19 protein-coding genes and 2 riboswitches are annotated in these 19,587 nt (G+C 35.6%); of the genes, 2 read left to right on the top strand and 17 right to left on the bottom strand.

All coding sequences use genetic code 11. The annotated features are described in order from the left end of the window. Window positions 1-12: 12 nt before the first annotated feature. Together prpD and mmgD are read right to left on the bottom strand one after the other, a co-directional pair. Window positions 13-1,446 carry a 2-methylcitrate dehydratase gene (prpD, locus tag ACIQ7T_RS24185; RefSeq protein ID WP_402874240.1) on the bottom strand — a complete coding sequence of 478 codons (1,434 nt, stop codon included), beginning with the start codon at window positions 1,444-1,446 and terminating at the stop codon, window positions 13-15. Between the two features lie 98 nt (window positions 1,447-1,544). Beyond that, window positions 1,545-2,666, bottom strand: coding sequence for a citrate synthase (gene mmgD / locus ACIQ7T_RS24180; RefSeq protein WP_402874237.1), 1,122 nt, complete (start codon window positions 2,664-2,666; stop codon window positions 1,545-1,547). A 193-nt stretch (window positions 2,667-2,859) separates the two neighbouring features. After that, window positions 2,860-3,054: riboswitch (cobalamin riboswitch) on the bottom strand. Window positions 3,055-3,301: 247 nt separating this feature from the next. Between mmgD and ACIQ7T_RS24175 the strand changes: the two genes are divergently transcribed. Continuing rightward, on the top strand, window positions 3,302-3,799 hold the full coding sequence (locus ACIQ7T_RS24175; RefSeq protein ID WP_402874234.1) for an NUDIX hydrolase: 498 nt from the start codon (window positions 3,302-3,304) through the stop codon (window positions 3,797-3,799). A 455-nt stretch (window positions 3,800-4,254) separates the two neighbouring features. On the opposite strand, the gene ACIQ7T_RS24170 is transcribed toward ACIQ7T_RS24175, so the two are convergent. The 6 genes from ACIQ7T_RS24170 to ACIQ7T_RS24145 all read right to left on the bottom strand — a co-directional run bounded on the left by ACIQ7T_RS24170 (window position 4,255) and on the right by ACIQ7T_RS24145 (window position 8,962). Beyond that, on the bottom strand, window positions 4,255-4,650 hold the full coding sequence (locus tag ACIQ7T_RS24170) for a CPBP family intramembrane glutamic endopeptidase (protein WP_402874231.1): 396 nt from the start codon (window positions 4,648-4,650) through the stop codon (window positions 4,255-4,257). 455 nt (window positions 4,651-5,105) lie between these two features. Further along, window positions 5,106-6,038, bottom strand: coding sequence for an alpha/beta hydrolase family protein (locus ACIQ7T_RS24165; protein ID WP_402874228.1), 933 nt, complete (start codon window positions 6,036-6,038; stop codon window positions 5,106-5,108). A gap of 72 nt (window positions 6,039-6,110) precedes the next feature. Further along, entirely contained in the window at window positions 6,111-7,211 is a 1,101-nt protein-coding gene (locus ACIQ7T_RS24160; protein WP_402874226.1) for a helix-turn-helix domain-containing protein, read from the bottom strand. A 690-nt stretch (window positions 7,212-7,901) separates the two neighbouring features. Beyond that, a complete protein-coding gene (locus tag ACIQ7T_RS24155; protein WP_402874223.1) occupies window positions 7,902-8,183 on the bottom strand; it encodes a hypothetical protein in 282 nt (93 codons plus the stop codon). A 10-nt stretch (window positions 8,184-8,193) separates the two neighbouring features. Then, complete coding sequence (locus ACIQ7T_RS24150) at window positions 8,194-8,583, bottom strand: SHOCT-like domain-containing protein (RefSeq protein ID WP_370076321.1); 390 nt, start codon at window positions 8,581-8,583, stop codon at window positions 8,194-8,196. A 13-nt stretch (window positions 8,584-8,596) separates the two neighbouring features. Continuing rightward, window positions 8,597-8,962 (bottom strand): DUF2089 domain-containing protein, encoded by a 366-nt coding sequence (locus tag ACIQ7T_RS24145; protein ID WP_402874220.1) that lies wholly within the window; start codon window positions 8,960-8,962, stop codon window positions 8,597-8,599. Window positions 8,963-9,816: 854 nt separating this feature from the next. Here ACIQ7T_RS24145 and ACIQ7T_RS24140 point away from each other — a divergent pair. After that, window positions 9,817-10,731 carry a C40 family peptidase gene (locus tag ACIQ7T_RS24140; RefSeq protein WP_370076317.1) on the top strand — a complete coding sequence of 305 codons (915 nt, stop codon included), beginning with the start codon at window positions 9,817-9,819 and terminating at the stop codon, window positions 10,729-10,731. A 360-nt stretch (window positions 10,732-11,091) separates the two neighbouring features. Here ACIQ7T_RS24140 and ACIQ7T_RS24135 read toward each other — a convergent pair whose 3' ends face one another. The 9 genes from ACIQ7T_RS24135 to ACIQ7T_RS24095 form a co-directional block, all read right to left on the bottom strand. Further along, window positions 11,092-11,520 (bottom strand): NUDIX hydrolase, encoded by a 429-nt coding sequence (locus ACIQ7T_RS24135; RefSeq protein ID WP_370076315.1) that lies wholly within the window; start codon window positions 11,518-11,520, stop codon window positions 11,092-11,094. Between the two features lie 137 nt (window positions 11,521-11,657). After that, window positions 11,658-12,455 (bottom strand): ABC transporter ATP-binding protein, encoded by a 798-nt coding sequence (locus ACIQ7T_RS24130; RefSeq protein ID WP_402874216.1) that lies wholly within the window; start codon window positions 12,453-12,455, stop codon window positions 11,658-11,660. A gap of 12 nt (window positions 12,456-12,467) precedes the next feature. After that, window positions 12,468-13,241 carry an ABC transporter ATP-binding protein gene (locus ACIQ7T_RS24125; RefSeq protein WP_402874213.1) on the bottom strand — a complete coding sequence of 258 codons (774 nt, stop codon included), beginning with the start codon at window positions 13,239-13,241 and terminating at the stop codon, window positions 12,468-12,470. Between the two features lie 10 nt (window positions 13,242-13,251). Continuing rightward, window positions 13,252-14,052 (bottom strand): ABC transporter permease subunit, encoded by an 801-nt coding sequence (locus ACIQ7T_RS24120; protein WP_402874210.1) that lies wholly within the window; start codon window positions 14,050-14,052, stop codon window positions 13,252-13,254. Window position 14,053: 1 nt separating this feature from the next. Continuing rightward, window positions 14,054-15,007, bottom strand: a complete 954-nt coding sequence (gene nikB, locus ACIQ7T_RS24115; protein ID WP_402874207.1) for a nickel ABC transporter permease — start codon at window positions 15,005-15,007, stop codon at window positions 14,054-14,056. 71 nt (window positions 15,008-15,078) lie between these two features. After that, window positions 15,079-16,692 carry a nickel ABC transporter substrate-binding protein gene (gene nikA, locus ACIQ7T_RS24110; protein WP_402874204.1) on the bottom strand — a complete coding sequence of 538 codons (1,614 nt, stop codon included), beginning with the start codon at window positions 16,690-16,692 and terminating at the stop codon, window positions 15,079-15,081. Window positions 16,693-16,842: 150 nt separating this feature from the next. Continuing rightward, window positions 16,843-17,036, bottom strand: a riboswitch (cobalamin riboswitch). 165 nt (window positions 17,037-17,201) lie between these two features. Next, a complete protein-coding gene (locus ACIQ7T_RS24105; RefSeq protein WP_370076303.1) occupies window positions 17,202-17,501 on the bottom strand; it encodes a hypothetical protein in 300 nt (99 codons plus the stop codon). Window positions 17,502-17,885: 384 nt separating this feature from the next. Beyond that, window positions 17,886-18,731, bottom strand: coding sequence for an alpha/beta fold hydrolase (locus ACIQ7T_RS24100; RefSeq protein ID WP_402874201.1), 846 nt, complete (start codon window positions 18,729-18,731; stop codon window positions 17,886-17,888). Between the two features lie 329 nt (window positions 18,732-19,060). Then, the gene (locus ACIQ7T_RS24095; protein WP_402874198.1) at window positions 19,061-19,477 is read right to left on the bottom strand and encodes a VOC family protein; all 417 of its coding nucleotides are present in this window, start codon (window positions 19,475-19,477) and stop codon (window positions 19,061-19,063) included. Window positions 19,478-19,587 lie beyond the last annotated feature (110 nt).

Here is a 19,587-nt window from a genome sequence, read left to right as displayed (position 1 = left end):
CTATATAACCTCCTAAATAAATAGATCTACAAATTCATGAACATAACTATTTTCAAGAAGCTCTTTTTCAGCACAAATCTGATTAATGGTACTTAATTGTTTTTGAGAATAATGTGTACTCATGTTTTGCTGGAATTTATCAATGATTTGAGGGAATGCTTCCTCACGACGGAAACGATGTCCTAAAGGATATTCACACTCAACTAGCTCTGATGAAGTGCCATCTTTGTAATAAACTTGAACAGCATTGGCAATCGAGCGTTTTTCAGGGTCTAAATAATCAATTGTATATTGAGATTTTTCAACGACCACCATTTTATTTCTCAAGTCATCGATACGTGGATTTACGGCCACATCATCTTCATAGTGATCTGCTGTAATGTCACCATAGATGAGGCCAATAGCTGTAATGTATTGAATACAATGATCACGATCAGCTGGGTTATTAAGAGGTCCCTCTTTATCGATAATACGAATGGCAGATTCATGTGTAGTAATTTCAATTCTTTCAATTTCATTTAATCGATTTTTCACTTCATGATGTAAATGTACGGCGCATTCAGCAGCGGTTTGTGCATGGAATTCGGCTGGATAAGAAACTTTGAATAGAACATTTTCCATGACATAAGATGCAAGTGGTCTAGCAAGTGTTAATTCTTGTTTATTAAAGAGAACGTCTTGGAATCCCCAGCCAGGTGCTGATAAGGCAGTTGCATAACCCATTTCGCCCTTCACAGCCATCATGGCTAATTGCACTGCCCTGCTTGTTGCATCTCCAGCAGCCCATGATTTTCTAGAACCAGTATTAGGTGCATGTCGATATGTTCGTAAGCTCGAATTATCAATCCAAGCATTTGACAGTGCATTGATAATTTCTTGATGAGAGCCACCTAATGCCTTTGTCACAACGGCTGTTGTCGCAATTTTGACAAACAGAACATGATCTAAACCTACACGATTTAAGCTATTTTCTAGTGCTAGAATACCTTGTATTTCATGGGCTTGTATCATCATTTCTAAAACGTCTTTTACTTTAAGAGGCTCTTTACCCTCTGCAATACGTATGCGACTCAAATAATCTGCAACAGCTAATATGCCACCTAAATTATCTGATGGATGTCCCCATTCAGCCGCAAGCCAAGTATCGTTATAATCCAACCAACGAATCATACAACCGATATTGAAGGCGCCTCTAACTGGGTCAAGAACATAGGGAGTCCCCGGAATACGTGTACCGTTTGGGACGACTGTACCTGGTACTACTGGACCAAGAAGTTTCGTACATTCAGGATACTGTAAGGCTAAAATGCCACAACCCAAAGTATCCAATAAAACATAACGTGCTGTTTCGTATGCCTCTTCACTTGTAATCGTTGTATTTAATACGTAATCAGCAATATCAGTTAGTAATTGATCTGTCTTAGAAATTTCATTTGTTTTAATCATCTATATCTTCCTTTCATTGCATAATTTTGCTATACTAGTATACTGATGGACATTGGTCAGAATGCCCATCAGCTCTATGGCGAGTTGTTAAAACTTGATTATACCGATAATTCTTCAAGGTTATGACGCTCGCCAATATAATTGACACGAGGTCTAAATAATCTATTATTGTCATGCTGCTCTATAACATGAGCACATAAGCCGATTGTTCGTGATCCAAAAAAGATTGGCGTATATATTTCAATCGTCAAACCAAGCATGTAATACACGGGTGCTGCATAATAGTCTAAATTTGGGTACAAACCTTTTTTCTGTACCATCACTTTTTCACCAGCTTCACACATGTGATATAAGCGGTCATCCCCTTGCTCCAAACATAATTTGTGCAAAGCCTCTTTCATAATTTGCGCTCTTGGATCCATCTTTTTCATATATACACGGTGACCAAAGCCCATAATTTTTTCTTTATTTTGTAGTTTGTTTTCTAGCAATGTTTTAAAGCCTTCAACTGTTTTCGCTTCTAGAAGCATATACATCACTGCCTCGTTTGCCCCACCATGTAAATTACCTTTCAATGATGCGACAGCCCCAGTTAAAGCACCATACAAATCAGATTGTGTAGAGGCGATTACGCGAGCTGTAAACGTCGAATTTGGCATCTCATGTTCACTATATAAAACGAGTGACTGATCAAAGATTTCTTCTTCTAACGCAGTTGGTTTTCTGCCAGTAATCATGTAATAAAAATTAGCACTATAGGAAAGCTGGCTATCAGGCTCCACGACGTCTTGACCATTTAATACTCGATAGCTATTCGCTACGATGTTGGGCATGCCACCTAAAAGTCTATATGCTCGCGTCAAATTCATTTCAGTAGAACGATTATTGATGTGCTGATCATAGCCTGCTAAAACAGAAATTCCTGTTCTAAGTCCATCCATAGCATGTGTCCCATTAGGCAATAACTTGAAAATTTGAAAAATCTCTTGTGGAACCTGATAATTAGATTTCAACTTGTTCTGTAAATCAGCTCGTTGCTCGGTAGTTGGTATTTCCCCATGCAACAATAAATAGACAATGTCTAAATACGAATATCTCTGTGATAATTCAATCAAATCATAGCCTCGAATGACAATTTGACTTCCTACAGTGTCTAAAAAAGATAGCTTTGTTTCAGCGGCAATAATACCATCGAGACCGGGTGAATAATTTAACTCCATTCATTACAACCCCTTTGTTTAATTATTCTTGTAAGCGTTACCATTCAAACACAAAAGAACAACAAAAAAACAACTTCTACCCCTTTGAGAAGTTGTTAATCTACAAAAACATGACAGAGCAAAAAAACAGTGAATTCATGTAAATTCACAAAGATCATGCAGTAGCTAACACCTCCCTATCCTCGTAGGTCAATTGATGCTTTTCTTAGTGGCAGGTCTCCTGACTTATGATCAACGCTACAATAACACCTTCCCATTTTGACAAACAAAACAGTGGACTTGTTATCGAACTCCTAAATACAGTTGCGGGACAGTGTTGGACTCTCACCAACTTCCCTTTTAATCAAATGGAATCAAATCCATTTGAACCACCAAAATTTAGCATATTCAATTTGTCTATTCACCTTAACATAGAGTTTTCGAAACAATCAATATAGTTGAGATTTGGAGAAGCTTGAACATAAAAAGCTATTTTTCATTTTTCAAGAACTATTCTACTTTTTTTAGCACTATTTTGTACAAAAAAGATTGTTAATCAATACCATTGAAACTATTTTTATAATTTGTAAGTAAAATAGAGGATTCATATTTTGAAAAGGCGAATATTTTTTAATGACAAGTATTAGGGGGAGAATATGGGATATATTTCAGAATTAAGGAAACTTATCGGTAGTAGACCAATTATAAGCATCGGGGCGACAATTCTTGTGATAAACGATGATAAGAAAATACTCTTTCAACATCGTTCGGATACGTTGGATTGGGGATTACCTGGGGGCTCAATGGAACTAAACGAAACTTTAGAAGAAGTTGCTTGCCGTGAGCTCTATGAAGAAACAGGACTTGTGGCCAATGAATTTGACTTGATTGGTGTTTTTTCGGGACCAGATTATTATTTCCAATATCCAAATGGGGATGAAGTCTATACAGTCATTCATCTTTATGTTGCTAAAAATGTAAGTGGTGTATTGGAGAAAAAGGATGATGAGAGTTTGAATCTTACATATTTTGGTGAAAATGAGCTCCCAGATAATATGGAAAAGAGAACAAAAAATCTATTAGACAATCTAGAAGATAAATTGTGGGATTTAGGTAGTTCTTTTGCAAATAATAATAGAAATTTTAGTAAATAAAAACATTTGCTACGGATCCTACGTCTGATTGGATCGTTGCTAATGATTTTGTTAAACTACAAGCCTTAACTTCAATGCCTGGGCCACTATTATCAAACGGCTGTCAGGTATTTTAATACCAGTAATATTTGTTATCAATATTACTATTAAATAACTATAGCTTATAAAGAATTATAAGAATCTAGTTTCTATATATCAATTCTATAATTTCTATGATAATCATAGATTTTTTCTATGATCTTTCGTTCAATTCTCAGTTGGAATAAAAAAATGAAAATAAAAAGATTCCTTTGATGCACATTTTCGGAGTACCGAATGCCAACAAAAGATTCTTTTTATAACTCATTTATCAATAACTTTAAATTCACAAGGTTATTTTAGTATAAAATTCTATTAAAAGGGTATTTCGAATCATTACCAATGATTACTTTTTCGTTTATGTCCATTACTTCCGATTAGATAAATAATGGCGCTATTACATGCGGTATGAGTATATGCAACACAAAGTCGATAGAAAAGTGAGCAATTATAGCCGACTCCAGACCCTTTTTCCAGTAGAGCCAACCATAGATAACGCTAAGAGAGCCGTTAAGCAATACCGCCCGGAGGATTACGTCGCTAGTGATGGCGGTTATCGCGCCCGTGATTCCGATATGACCGAGGCCAAAAATAACCCCTGTTATAATAATAGCCAACCACACGCCGATTTTAGTTGGTCCCCTATCTTTCGCCTTTTTGATTTTGGAAGCAATCCAAACCAAAAGCGTCATCAAAAAAAGCCGGAATAATATTTCTTCTGCCGTACCGCCATAGAAAATCGCAAGCGCGGATTTCCAAACTGGAACCGCCATTTCCGCCTTCATTAGTTCAACAGACATATTCCAGAAAGGGATGCACAGTAAAACGACAAGGACACCGCCCAAAATGCCCCAAAGGACAGATGAACCGAGTATAGATTTCTGATAGCCCTTTCACTTTTCACCACCTGTAGTTCCCTCCAAAATCGGTGCGCTAAATCCAATATGTCGCGCCAAAAGCAATCCGAAAAAGCTTGCCAGCACACCTAACACCAGTGTTTGTGCAATCTGCGCAGGTATGATGATCTACATAGGTGCGTTATCTGGCAGCGGCGCAAGCGCGTACGTAAACGGTTTAACCATTACGCCCGTCACGACGCATACGGCAATAAGTAGCAAGAATAGTTTCCAGTTTATTATCTTTTTCCTGATGCAGTTTTCTCCTAAGAAATTATTTCGTGCCTATAGTTAGAAAATAAAACTAGCTATTGTTATTTACCTCCTGATGACTATTCCAATACCGAATGAATCCAATCGGCAATATCATTGATCACTTGTTGATCGACATGTTGTGCAACTTTATACTCTTTTTTTGCTTTTCGTATCTCTCCATAAACAAAAGGCATGAAAGCATGATTTAGGTTTAGATAGAGTTTATACGTTACATTGGATCTATCTCCCAATATTCTTTTGTAACCATTAAAATCCTTTTCCACTGATACATGGAAATCTTTTTCTCCTTGTAGAATAAATATGGGCTTATTTAATTCCTTGAGATAATTGGCAGATGGATGTTCGCCCATTTCTTTTAGGTAGTAGGCTCTAACATATTTTCCTAAAACTGAAGTTGATTTTGCTTCTTCATCACTTAGGTTATAGATGTTGTCAAACTTTGATGATAATGCTGCTATTTGTTTTTTTGCAATTACTTTCAAAAACTTATTCAATGAATTTAAAACTTCGTTATTTTGATCCATTAGAATTTCTTCAAATTTGCGTGGAGAACCACCCATAATAATGATTCCAGCAAACTTACCGCCTTCTGCATCAATTCGCGGAGCTAACATCCCACCTAAACTATGACCGATAATAAATATTTTGTTTGAATCAATACGTGAATCACTTTGCAAAAAATTCGCAGCGAGAATTGCATCCTCAATGGTTTCTTCTTTCACTGTTAATCCAATATCCTTTCTCATTTCTTTACCATATACGAATGTTCTTTTATCATATCGCAGCACTGCAATTCCTTTTCCAGACAAACCATTTGCAAGATCCTTAAAAGGATAAATATTTCCGATTTTTTCATCCATGTTGCTTGGACCAGAGCCTTGAACCAATACAACTGCAGGAAATAATCCTTTTGTTTCATCAGGAATGGTTAATATTCCATTCAGTGGGTACTTTGTTTCAGCACCTAAAACAATTTTTTCTTCAACCATTATATTTACCTCCTTATATTGACAACCAAAATGTAAGTGAATACATCAAGTTGGCCCTATCAGTAGTTCATTTCAAATTTGTGCTTTTAGTTTTTCAACAATACTTTTGAATTTCGGTTCATTGTGCAATGGGAAGAATGCAGGATTTTCTATAACACTTTGTACGATACTTTCTTTTACTATCTTTTCGTCTCTAGGAGCTTCAATATCATAATCCTTCAGCCAGTTTTCAATACTGTCAAAAAAGAAATCTCCTTTCAATTCGTACGGTAAAAGGACGTTCGTACAAATGTATGTGTATTTTTCGAGCATTTCCAATGCTTTTTCCGCTTCTTTTTGCATCATATAACCTTGCGCCGCAGCCATATAAAGCAACGACAACAAATTAGGGTCCAGTTTTTCTACTTTAAAGACTTTTGATATTTCGATAAAACGTTCAAGTGCCTGCTCAAATTTTTCAGGATGATTGGCTACCAACAGCAAGTATGACTGTGCAGGTGCAAGAAGGCCGTGGAGATGTTGATACAAACTGACCTGTAAAGCTTCCTTGGCCTTCTCTAAATTCCCTGTCATTTGATAGGCTTTGGAGAGTAAAAAGTTATCACTAATCGGCGGCTTCATTGTTTCGTCAAGCAATTCCAAAGCTTCCGCCGGTTGATTTAAAATGATATGACATAGCACTTCCAATGAATTTGCCTGCTTCACGATCCAAATATCATCACTTTCCTTCTTAATCCGGATACATAAATCAATGGCTTCTTGTAACAGTTCTTCTTGTTTTTCTCTTTCCGTAGCTAGGACAAAATGATTGACATATAATTTAGCTATTTGCAGTAGCAGAGGAAAACAAGAGAAATATTTCTTTATAATTGCACGGCATTGATCAAGTACATCATCAAAAGGCTTGTTGCTAAAATCCTCAGCCAGCCGTTGGTATGTTTTCTTTATATCTTTTTTTGTCATTTGCGGGAGGTAGCCAATGAGTTCATCAATGCTTATATTAAAATAGGCTGCCAATTGTGGCAGCAGGGTGATATCCGGATAGCTTTGAGCCGTCTCCCATTTGGATACGGAAGCCTTTGATACACCGACATACTCAGCAAGTTTATCTTGTGTGATACCTTTTTCTTTTCTTTTTGCTGTAATAACTTTTGCAATACTTATTTCTCTCATCATTTTCATTCCCTATACTATTATTAAAATGCATTTTACCGTCAATTCCAATGAAGTTATATTTTATTTTAGTAGAAAAAATCAACCGCAAGGCAACAAATCCAGTGATACACAAAATCCATTACGCATTTGTAAACATTTTTTGTATATTGCCAGTAGGAAATATTTTTTAATGACATAGCCAATACAATAACACTATATTCCCTTAGCCTACGGTTCGCACAATAATTGAATGAAGTGTAATTTATGGTCTAACTATTTTGTTAATAGCAGTGGTTGATGGGGGTTTTTTGACCAAATCCTAAAATTGGAGACATGATATTGCTCTAATGTATGGTTAGTTCCACACAGGGTAACTCAACTTGGTTGTTACGACTTAATACAACTAGAGATTGTTTAGTTCCACCGTCATTACATATAGATTACCCAGAAAAGTAAAAATACTTGACCTGACAAACCGTCACCCAGTATAAAACTGGGGTTTTTTTGTTTTTTCTAATCAAGTATAAGCTTTTCGGAACCTCCTCCTGTAATACAAAAAAGGATTCTTTTGATTCATACCTCCGGAGTACCGTATGTCATCAAAAGAATCCTTTTATTTTATTTTGCATATCCAATTCAAATTATAATAAAGTAAATACAAGCTAATTTTCTCTTCAAAATACCAGTCAGTTGAACGGTGTATTGTAATTATAGTTTAACCTTAACTTCAGTACCGTCTTTAGCTTTGACATCGACTAGCACGATTCCCTTATAATTTTTCAGTTCCTTGACAATAGGCTTTAGCGTTTCTTTGTCAATTAGCGGAAAGGTAAAGTCCAGTTTTTTTCTTTCGAAGTGCTCTCTTGTCCATTTGTTTGCTTTATGCTGAACAAATTTTGAAGACAAAATTGAAATAACAATGTTTAACATAGTATATGGAAGTGGAATGGTGAACCGAACGTCTTTTGCTTTCACTTTTACATACATCATAAGCAAATCACTATTCAATAATGACCGAAACGGTATCCCCGTTAGCCGATTTAATATCAACAATTTGGCCATCTAATTCATTTTCGATTGCTTCGATAATAAGGTTGATGTCTATATCTTTAACGTATTTTTCCGATTGAGGAATACTCGCTGCGATGCTGTGTCCAGCCATTAATACAACCTTGACAAGCTTTAAAGGTAAATTGACCGTAACGTTATCATTTTCAGCTGATACAACACGGATTTTTAAAGTTTTATCTAAGTATTTAGTCGGTTTTTCTAAAAGGTTCTCCTCTGTTTCTGCTTTCTCTTTTAATACTTGAATCAGTTCCGATGCCTTATCTGCATCAATCTTACCTTCTTGAACCATTGTTAACACTCTTGAGATTTCCTCTTTCATAGTTAATTCCTCCTTATTCTTCCTTTAAGAGTTTAATGGCTTCTTCTGGTGTGATTTCGCCATTTTCCAACATAGTGACAATTTTTTTCTCGTCTACTTCATTTTTCTTCTTCTGCACATATCCAAGGGATGAAATGATGTCTGTTAGCTTTCCTCGTACTGTTGGATACGAAATCCCTAGTTCCTTTTCAACTTCTTTGATATTCCCTCTACATGTTAAAAATACTTCCACAAAATGAAGCTGATCCTTTGATAAGGATGCCAGCTTAGATAATTCAAATTCATTTTCAATCGTCGTGTGACAATGAGAGCACTGTAACTTTGTAATTTTCAATGTTTTACTGCAGACAGGACAATTTGTGATTACTTTATAAGCCATAATTAAGTCCTTTCCTTTTAGTTGATTTGATTATATAACAAAAAATTGAAAATGTGAACAATAAAATTAATTTTTATAATACCTAAAATCAATAATATTAATTCGTTATTTAATATTATTGATTATCTATTTCCTTTGAATAAAAAAACTCCATAGGTCTTTCACGAGGATGAGAGATGAAAATGTAAGCAAGCTACATGTCTTTTTGAAGTGATTGATATCTTCTGCAAGATCGCATCAAGACTAATGGTTTCATCTAATACAATCAAATATGGTTTTAAAGCAAGAGCTCTTGCGAGGTTGTCACGTTGTCTCTCTGTTTTGCTAAAATGCTCGAAATTAAGGAGAGGTTCTTTTAATACCTCAAAAATCGTCCGCTTCGGATTAAAAGACAGCCTGCAAATGGTCGACAAGTTTGAAAAGTAAGGCTTAAATCCAGCTAATAATCGAAAGTCATTAAAAAATTAACTGAAAAGGGCCAACAGGTTTATGAATATCAAAAAGAGCTAGGAATTGATGTAAAAATATTAAATCGACTAGATGAGTTTACAATAGATGTTTCGAAAAATTTATGAAGATCGCCTCCATCTTCAGTGAAATAACGAGGGAATCACTCAAACTTCAATTGGATAAAACATCTAAATTAACATTTTAGCCCCTTTTCATCCAATTATTCTAACTTTTTTTAGTAAAATTGCCCATGATTGTTGCAGAAGTTTTACACAGTTAAAATTAAGGTTTCAATTTTGCTGTTTAAAGGTAATCGGTAATATTATTGAAAAATAACTCGTGCCTGTTTCATGCTATTCTTACTTTATTCAATTGCGAAAGCTTTTTGAAAGGAGTAGGTTTAATTGAAGAAAAGATGGTTATTACCCATTTTCGCATCGTTTATGTTCTTTACAGGTATGGGTGTTCATGATGCAAAAGCGGCAACAATAGCAGATTTAACAAGTACAGCAAAAGCATATATAGGTGTTCCTTATCAATATGGAGGAACAGATATTAAAACAGGTGTAGACTGTTCAGCATATACACAAATTGTTTTTTCTAAGTTAGGGATTTCACTACAACGTACATCTACAGCTCAATATCAGCAAGGTACTTCGGTTGCTAAAGATCAGTTGAAGACTGGGGATCTTGTATTTTTTAATACTTCGGGAAGTGGGGTTTCCCATGTTGGCATATACATAGGTGACAGCAATTTTATTTCAGCTACTACAAGTTCTGGGGTTAAAATCGATAAAATTAATGATCCTTATTACTGGGGATCTCGTTACGTAGGAGCAAAACGCATTGCAAACTTCACTGAAAATGACTTGGGAGAAGTAAAAGGCACTGACGTCGACTTTAGCGTTTATGCATCGCGTGGAGAGGTAGCTCTTAAACTGGCAAATCAATTACATTTAGATACTAGTAATACCAATTCAAGTTTTCCAGATGTAAGCCCTACGTCTAAATATGCAGGTGCTGCGGAAGCACTAAGAAAACTTGGCGTTTTTACGGGTGATGTAAACGGAAAATTCAATGCAGGTTCTCCTATAACACGTGGTCAATTATCGAAAGTTTTAGTGGAAGCATACCATTTAAAACAACAAGGAACAGCACTACAATTTGTTGATGTTCCAAGTACGCATTGGGCTTACAATTATGTAGCCATTCTCTCTTCCAATAAAATTACGATTGGTAAAGGTAACAATATGTTCGGGGTGGAAGACAATGTCACACTAGTACAATTAGATACCTTCCTTCAACGATTAGCCCAATAACTTCAATAAAAGGTGTTTCATCTATGGATGAGATGCCTTTTTTTTCGTTCTTTTGCTTCTGGGCAATATCATTCCACACTCCCCCATACTTCCAATCACTATATGTATAAAAAAGCCAATACTAATTGTACTGGCTTAAAAATTATTCAGGATTATTCATTGTAAATCAGTGTGTGCATTGAGATTTTTTTGTGTCATGTGTAACCTCACCACTCTACTTCTCAACCAATAGAAAATTTATTTTGAAAATAGATTGATCAAAATGGAGTTTCTTTTTTTATAAAGCTTGATTTTCCTTAATTGAACTATAACACCCAGTCACAATGTACAAGTAAGAAAGCTCTTAACTAATTTAATGATCTAAAGCAAATCGACTAATCCGTCTGGAACTAATTTTAATTTATTATCTGTAAAATCGCTAATTGGCTTCCAAAGCAATTTAAAGATTGCGCCATTATCTTCTTGTCCGAAAAAAGAAGGTTTTTCATAAAAGGACTTTTCAACAAATTCAGCATCATATACAAAAACTACTTCGTGTCCAAGGTCGCCGTTATATGTAAATATGTTTTCAATTGTACCTAAATAGTTTAAGTTCTTTATATTTGCCTCGATTTCTTCAAGTACTTCTCTCTTTATTGCATGAGAACTTGTCTCCCCATATTCAATTCCTCCGCCAATTGGCCGATAGTAATGATCTCCCTTTACTTCATCGAAGCCTTCAGAGACAAGTATTGAATCGCCTTTCCTAAATACACAAATAGCAATTGCTCGAATTTGACCTTTCTTCATCCTATACCTCCATTATCTTCAGTGATTTTGCAAGATTTTTCCTTATTATAACAAATGGATAGATAAATGTTATATAACTCCTTGCTTATTTTTGTTGGAATAGCTAAGTAATTCCAACTCAAGATTATTAAAATTTTTTATTTTTTTATCGTTCTTTCTCGAGGATGCGATGGCAAAATAGCATTGTATAGTTCTAGAGATACAGGGTGCTTGAATGCACCATCTTTCCCAATCTCCTCAACTAGCTGACCGTGCTGCATCACGAGGATTCGGTCTGACATAAAACGTGTTGCTTGTAAGTCATGAGAAATGAAAATGTAAGCAAGTTGCATGTCTTTTTGGAGAGTTTGTAGTAATTGTATAATATGCTTCTGCAAAATCATATCAAGACTACTAATGGCTTCATCCAATACAATCAATTTTGGATTTAAGGCAAGAGCTCTTGCAATGTTGACACGTTGCTGTTGCCCACCACTAAGTTGCGCAGGATATTTTTGAGCGATTGTTCTATCTAACTCCACGCAGTCTAGTAATTCCATTACTTTATGTTGTCTCTCTATTTTGCTGAAACGTTCGAAATTAAGGAGAGGTTCTTCTACTATCTCAAAAATCGTCTGCTTCGGATTAAATGAATGATAGCTATTTTGAAAGACAGCCTGTAAATCTCTACGTATTATTTTTTTGTGCTTACTTGTTGTTTCATAAAGATTAATTCCTTGAAATAGAACCTCACCTTTTGTTGGTCGTTCAATTCCTAAAATAATACGGCCTAATGTACTTTTGCCTGAACCACTTTGACCGACGATTCCTAAACATTCACCCTCCTGAAGTGAAAATGTTACATTTTGTAACACAGGAGCTTCCTGTCCTCGTTTGAACATGAATGGTTTGTGAGCATAATGCATCTCTATATTGTTCACTTCTAGCAGCGTCATATTTTTTCACCTCTAAAACATAATTCTTGATTGTAAAAGTTTTTTTGTATAAGGATGCTGAGGCGCATCAAAAAAATCATAGACATTCGTGTGCTCAATCATTTCACCTTGATACATCACGGCCACATCGTCAGCTAGTTCAGCAATAACACCTATATCATGTGTCACAAGAATAATAGCAGCCTCTGTTTCCGAACGAATACGATCAAATAATGTTAATACTTGTTTTTGATTGACTGTGTCAAGGGCTGTCGTTGGTTCATCTGCAATATATATAGAAGCTTGTATCGCCAATGACAAAGCAATCATCACTCGCTGTAACATTCCGCCACTTAATTGGAAAGGATAATAGCGCAAAAGCTTTTCTGGATTGGGTAAATTGACTTTATACATAGCATCAATGGCAATCTGTCTCATTTCTTTTTTAGTCATTACAAAGTGAGCTTTTAATGATTCCCGAAAATGACTTTCGATTGTTTGAATACGATCAAAAGCTGTAGACGGATTTTGCATAATCATAGACAGATGCCTTCCACGATACGCTCTCAATTTAGCGGCTGATACATTCAATAAATTTTCTTGTTGGTAGATGATTTGGCCTTGTGTGATCTGCGCCGAAGCTGGTAATGATTGCATGATGGCACGGCAAAGCATTGTCTTGCCACTACCACTTTCCCCTATAATCCCTAAGACACGCCCTTTATAGGCTGTCAAATTGATAGAGGTTACTATATTTTTCTCACCGATTTTTACCGTTAAGTCTTGCACTTCTAAAACTTTCTCCATAATTACCCCTTTACTGGCCAAGCTTCTTGAAACTACTTGCCAAATGATTCAATAATAGCACAACAAGGACGATGGCAAGTCCAGGATAAAGCATTAATTCAGGATATTGACGGATGTATTGTTTACCTTCATTCACCATCATTCCCCATTCAGGGATGGGGGCCTGCACGCCAAGTCCAATAAAGGAAAAGCCTGCAATTTCTAAAATAACCTTTCCTATATCTAATACGACTATTGTTACGATAGGTGGCAGTAAATTGGGGATATAATGGCGTTTGATTAATTTGATTCCAGAAGTGCCACTGATTCTTGCTGCTTGAATAAAATCTTTTTCGTTCAGCCCAATAAATAAACTTCTTATCAATCTTGAATAATAAATAAATTGCGTAAAAATAAGTGCGATTAACACATTTTTTAAGCTAGGACCTAATAAACCTAATAGTCCAAATGCAAGGACAAGTGTAGGAAAAGCTAATAAAATATCACATATTCGAATAAATAGGAAATCTATCAGGCCTCGTTTTAGCGCAACAAAAGCACCTAGTAAGATCGCTAAAAGAATGGCTACTATTTGAATGACGAGCGCTGATCCTATAGAATAGCGAATGCCTAAAAGCAATCGTGAAAAAACACATCTTCCTAAATGATCTGTACCTAATGGATAGTCCCATGTTGGACCTAAAAATTTCTTTGATATATCGACTGCTAAAGGGTCATGAGGCATTAAAATTGGCGCAAACAGTCCTAACAAGCCAATGACTAGCAGTATCGTTAGACTAAATAATCTGAGTTCTTTATGTAATAGGCTCACTTCAATCTCTCCTGTCCTTCATCATCAGATGAGGATCCAATAGACGATGCAATACATCTGTGCATAAATTTGCAAGCACATAAATGACAGCAATAATCAATACATAGCATTGTACAACTGGGTAATCCCTGTTAATAATGGATTCTATTAAATACCTCCCAAGTCCTGGCCAACTAAAAACCTGCTCTACAATTACTGCACCACCTAGTAAATTACCAAGCGTCATACCTAACACAGTAGATAGCGGGATAATAGCATTTCTCAAAACATGGCGTACGAGGATCACAGAGTTTTTTAATCCTCTTAGCTGTGCATATTGAACATAATGCTGTTGTAATTCCTCAATGATGGTTGTACGGATAAACTGAACGAACAGTCCAATTGTTGGTAAAGCTAATGCGAATGCAGGTAAAACCAGATGTGCTAGTGTGCCTTTTCCATTTGTCGGGAAGATCCCTAATTTCAAGCTAAATATATATAATAGTAAAAAACCTAACCAAAATGTTGGAATCGATACACTCATGATAGTCAATAGTCTAATGATTTTATCGATGATGGAATGCTTATATAATGCACTTATGATCCCTAATGGTATACTTAATCCTAAAATTAACACAAATGCAGCAACTGCTAATTCAATGGTAGCGGGTAATTTCGCGAAAAGTTCATGTGCTACTGGTAATTTACTAACAAAAGATGTACCAAAATCTAAATGCAAAACGCCTTTTATCCACAGTAAATATTGAATAAGAAAAGGTTTGTCTGTTCCAAGTTCTTCACGTAATGCTTGAATGGCTTCTGCTGTTGGTGCAACTCTTGCCAATCTAAGAATGACCTCAGCAGGTTCTACTGGAACGAAACGAATAAATACAAAAGTCAGGATGGATACGCCCAATAGTACAAACGGTAAAGTCAAAATTCTTTTTAAACAAAACATCCATGTCGATTCATACATGCTGTCACTTCCTAATCAATCCTATGATAAAGAGAGAGCTGTCTTTGATCGACATACTCTCTCTTTTACAGTTATTTTTCTTTATCCATTTGTGCAAATGGAATATCATATTCAGATGCACGTGGAGCAAAATCCTTCATATATTGCTGATAAATCACGCTATTTGTTTCGTAAGATATAGGATAGAATAGTGCTTGGTCATGGAACATTGTTAAAATATCCGTATAAAGTTGCACTCGCTCTTTTTCATCTGTACCTACTAATAATTGATGAATGTTATTATCGATTTCTTTGGCATTTGGTAAGCCTAATTTTGCTTCATAGACACCATTAGCGTTTGGTGTAGCTGATTCATTAGCAAAGCTATGTGGATCTGTTGGTGGTCCATTTGTACGCCAGAAATTAATATCAACTTGATCATCCATTAATTTTTGCAGACCTACCATCACATCTGCGCCTTCTAAATTCAATTGTACACCTATTTTTGCTAGTTCACCTTGCATTAGTTCTGCCATAGGTTTTTGAATCGCATCTGTCGCAATGTAGATTAAATCTAATGTTAGTGGCTGTCCGTTTTTAGAGCGAATTTTTTCACCCTTCTGTAGCGTCCATCCCGCTTCATCTAGCAATTGTTGCGCTTTTTTCGGATTATATAAAATTGGCGCTAAATCAATATTGGCATAAGGCACAGCATCCCAAAATAGTGTATTGGCCACTTTTTCAGTACCATGTGTAATACTGTCAACCATCTGTTCCTTATTGATTGCATATTGAATCGCTTGACGTACCTTTAATTCTGCTAACGGTCCTGATTGTGTATTAAACAGTAGTGCTCGCGTAGATAAAGGTTCAGACGTAGCAGTTTTATATTTCCCGCTATCTTTTAAAAACGTATAGTTATCTAAACTAATGATGCCACGACCATATATTAAATCTAATTCTTCATTTTCAAAGGCCAACGAAATAGATTCTGAATCAGGGATAATTTTTACTTTTATTTGTTCTACAAGAGGTTTTTCTCCCCAGTAGTTTTCGTTGCGACTAAATAAAGCATATTCATCCTTTTTGTAATCTGTTAATACCCATGGGCCTGTCCCAATTGGTGCTTTGATTGAATCTTTTGTCGCATCACCATTAGGGAATCCATTATCACCTAAAAAACGGAAAGGTCTTACGAAGGCAAGTTCGTTTAAGACAGGGTAATAGGGTTCATCCAATTGCAAACGAATTGTAAAGTCATCCACTTTCACAACCTCTTTAATATGATTAACCATGCCCATCCAAGAATGCATATCACGATTTGCTAAAACTGCATGAAAGTTACGAATCACATTGTCTGCATTAAAAGCCGTTCCGTCAGAATACTTGACATCTTTTCTTAAATGGAAAACATAAGAAGTTTTGTCCTTTGAGATGTCCCAACTTTCTGCTAGTTTCGGCGTAATTGTTCCGTCATCGTTATATTCAACCAATGATTCATAGACCATCGCTTGTGCTGTCATTTGATTTGGTAAATATGTATGGGGATTTAATGGACCTACATCTAATGGCCATCCAATCGTTATCATTTTTTCGTCAGTCTGTTGTTTCGTTGCTGTCTCTTCCTTTTCAGTGCTTGTACAGCCAGTAAGTAAACTGAACATCATAACAAGCATGAAAGGAAGTAAGTACTTTGTCAATCTCATTTTCTGTCTCCTATCTTTGTTTGTGGTGCACTAAATGAAGAATCTACAGAGTGAAAAAAGGCATAAAAAAAACCTTATTCCAAAAGAATAAGGACAGAATAACTTACTGTGAGTAAGCCCCCATCCATCTCCCTATCTTTCGTAGATCATCAATGAATCTCCTTACAAGCAGGCATTCTGGCTCATGAATCATGATTTTGCTTCACCTTCCCAAGTATTCACTCAGTGGTAATCTAAACAAAACTCCTCATTTACAGCTGCGGGACAGCATGGGATTTACACCCATTTTCCTTTTAATTGAATGAAAGCTTTTCTTCATTCAAACTTGTAATGATTGCTATGAAATTAGTATTAAACATAACATGCTCAAATGTTCTCGTCAATTTTATTTTCTGAATATAATAAAAACCTTATAGTAATGACTAACATAATAAGACCAGGAATCTTAGTCCTGGTCTTGTACAACATCGGTTGTGTAAATAAGAAAGTCTTATGGAACAGAAGATAAATCAAAGATGTTGTACACAGGACATGGCAACACCATCTGTGGAGAGCTTTGTAACGCTTCTCTTAAGTACATAAGAACCCCACTGCTTATCTGTGGGAGTAGTCAGAAAGATGTTGCGGATAAAGCCAGGCATCTTTTTTAATGATTCAATGCTCTTGGCTGACTTAAGACAGCTCAAATGATACGCCTGTTCATCAATACTTGCGTTGAAAAGGGGATGAGTAATATCTAGGATTGGCAATTGAATATCATGCTCGAAAACCGCATAAAGAATACGCTTATTTTGATTTACATTCTCCACTTTATCACCACTCTTTTTAACAATTTTTATTGGTGTTCAAGCAACAAATAGATAACCTTTATTTCGGAAATATTTTATCTTTTCCCCAATCTTCTTATAATTAAAGCATTCGTTAGTTGAAGTGCAATAACTTCACCATCTTTTTACAAAGAACGTATCCGATTATTGCTCTAACAAATAAAATATCGGTAGTAAAATCAATCCTAGTAGAAAAAGCACTGGAATCGCGGAAACAATTAAAGAAAAAATTCTCAACTTGCCCTTTTGGCTAAAAAATGCAGCTAGAAATGAGGCTACTATTAAAGAAATGACCACAACGTCCCCAATTTCCGAGGTTCCGTTCACTTCAATTGGTGTAATATTTTTTTGCAATCGCCACGTAGCTCAACATTTAGATACCCAGTTATGAATTTCATTAGCTACTTTTTTAGGGTTATCCCAATGAACCATATGATCAGTTTCTTCCATTGAAACAATGGTGACATTTTCTATATGCTGTTTTAATTTGTTGATTCCAGTTCTTCTAGCGTTTATTAACTCTTTGGGAAGAGTTGCGTGGATAAGAATCAATGGTGATTTTATGTATGGATAAGCTGTTGTAAAACTTTCTCTAAAAAATGCTTTAATAATAGATAATACAGTAAACTTTGAAGTAATAAGTTCATATTTTTCTCTTTTATTAAAAAGTGTTTGAACCATTTGTTCAATTTTTTCATTCCATCGGTCAGTATATTGTTGGTACTCCCCGATTACATCAGCCCAAGTGTCAAAAACCGAGGAATGCTCCATATAATTATTCCACCCATCATATACTTTAGAAAAGGTCATATCTTCTTGGAAATCTGGAAACGTATAGCCACCATCAAGTAAGATAACCCCTTTAATTTTTTTAGGGTACATTTTAGCATAGTGTAAAGCTATATCAGCTCCCCAAGAATGGCCCAAAATATAAAAGGGTTCTTTTAAGACTCGTTCGAATACATCGTTATACCATTTTGCAAGACTTGAAAATAGATAACCATCTTCATTTACAAAAGGAGATGTGCCTCCGTGACCTGGATTATCAAAAGATAATATATGAAAATCATCTTCTAGGTATTCTGCTAACTCAGAAAAGACTGCCCCACTATTTCCAAGTCCGTGTAAACAGACTATTGTGGGTTTAGTGTTCTTTCCTAATTCGTAATAATGGACATCCAACTCTTTAACACATAAACTAATATCCTTCATAATACCTCCTGTTTAGAATTAATTATATTTGTTTATTTCTACACATTATTACAATACCCCTTCTTCCACTAACCTCCCCCGTTAGCCATCTATGTAGCGCAAAAATCAGCATTTCACCACAGAAAATGAAAGATTATTACGTTCTTTCATGGGAGTTGTATAGCAACATTCTTTTAGAATACAGCCTTTACAATTGACTAATTTTATCATCAAAAGTTTTATATCTTGTTCCACTAAACAGACCGTTAGTTGAATAGCAACTATCTTTTTGAATGATTAAACATAAAGTCTAATCATTCTTCTTGTACTAAAGCACCTATTTTTGTCATTCAGTCCCATACAGACCAAGCAGCCTCGATATGATTACCTGATGGGTCGGTAAAGACAAAATATTTAGCATTTTCTCCACGCATCATAATCTCGGTAACTTCTATACCGTTAGCCTTTAATGATTGATGTGTATATTCAAGATCTGGACAATTCAACGTAAAAGTTTGATACAGGCGACCATCGCGTAAAAAATCTGCTGTTGTATGATCCTTTGTTTCTACAAGGAGTAATACAACATATCCTTCTGGCGGTGTTAATACTGCCACATAACCAATATCATCCTGAAATTTTGGTGCTTTAAGCTTAAATCCTAGCTTATTCTGGTACCATTCAATTGTTTCATCGATATTATTAGCTGGTAAATAGAGATAGCCAATTCTACTGAATAATGACTTTTGCTCTTCAGTAACTTCCAATTTCCTCACTCCTGATTAAAAAATTTAGGTTGGTTAATAGTATTCTATAAAATCCAGTATATCCCTTTTTGCCATGGGAATTGTTCGACAAATGTTTTTTACTAACGACG

The sequence above is a fragment of the Lysinibacillus sp. NPDC096212 genome (genome assembly GCF_044763105.1).
GTDB lineage: Bacteria > Bacillota > Bacilli > Bacillales_A > Planococcaceae > Lysinibacillus.
This window is presented reverse-complemented; position numbering and strand designations above follow the sequence as displayed.

Bases quoted from the DNA above. Each gene is read 5' to 3' on its own strand.
- prpD (WP_402874240.1), bottom strand. From the start codon at position 1,446: ATGATTAAAACAAATGAAATTTCTAAGACAGATCAATTACTAACTGAT.
- mmgD (WP_402874237.1), bottom strand. From the start codon at position 2,666: ATGGAGTTAAATTATTCACCCGGTCTCGATGGTATTATTGCCGCTGAA.
- ACIQ7T_RS24175 (WP_402874234.1), top strand. From the start codon at position 3,302: ATGGGATATATTTCAGAATTAAGGAAACTTATCGGTAGTAGACCAATT.
- ACIQ7T_RS24170 (WP_402874231.1), bottom strand. From the start codon at position 4,650: ATGGCGGTTCCAGTTTGGAAATCCGCGCTTGCGATTTTCTATGGCGGT.
- ACIQ7T_RS24165 (WP_402874228.1), bottom strand. From the start codon at position 6,038: ATGGTTGAAGAAAAAATTGTTTTAGGTGCTGAAACAAAGTACCCACTG.
- ACIQ7T_RS24160 (WP_402874226.1), bottom strand. From the start codon at position 7,211: ATGAGAGAAATAAGTATTGCAAAAGTTATTACAGCAAAAAGAAAAGAA.
- ACIQ7T_RS24155 (WP_402874223.1), bottom strand. From the start codon at position 8,183: ATGATGTATGTAAAAGTGAAAGCAAAAGACGTTCGGTTCACCATTCCA.
- ACIQ7T_RS24150 (WP_370076321.1), bottom strand. From the start codon at position 8,583: ATGAAAGAGGAAATCTCAAGAGTGTTAACAATGGTTCAAGAAGGTAAG.
- ACIQ7T_RS24145 (WP_402874220.1), bottom strand. From the start codon at position 8,962: ATGGCTTATAAAGTAATCACAAATTGTCCTGTCTGCAGTAAAACATTG.
- ACIQ7T_RS24135 (WP_370076315.1), bottom strand. From the start codon at position 11,520: ATGAAGAAAGGTCAAATTCGAGCAATTGCTATTTGTGTATTTAGGAAA.
- ACIQ7T_RS24130 (WP_402874216.1), bottom strand. From the start codon at position 12,455: ATGACGCTGCTAGAAGTGAACAATATAGAGATGCATTATGCTCACAAA.
- ACIQ7T_RS24125 (WP_402874213.1), bottom strand. From the start codon at position 13,241: ATGGAGAAAGTTTTAGAAGTGCAAGACTTAACGGTAAAAATCGGTGAG.
- nikB (WP_402874207.1), bottom strand. From the start codon at position 15,007: ATGTATGAATCGACATGGATGTTTTGTTTAAAAAGAATTTTGACTTTA.
- nikA (WP_402874204.1), bottom strand. From the start codon at position 16,692: ATGAGATTGACAAAGTACTTACTTCCTTTCATGCTTGTTATGATGTTC.
- ACIQ7T_RS24100 (WP_402874201.1), bottom strand. From the start codon at position 18,731: ATGAAGGATATTAGTTTATGTGTTAAAGAGTTGGATGTCCATTATTAC.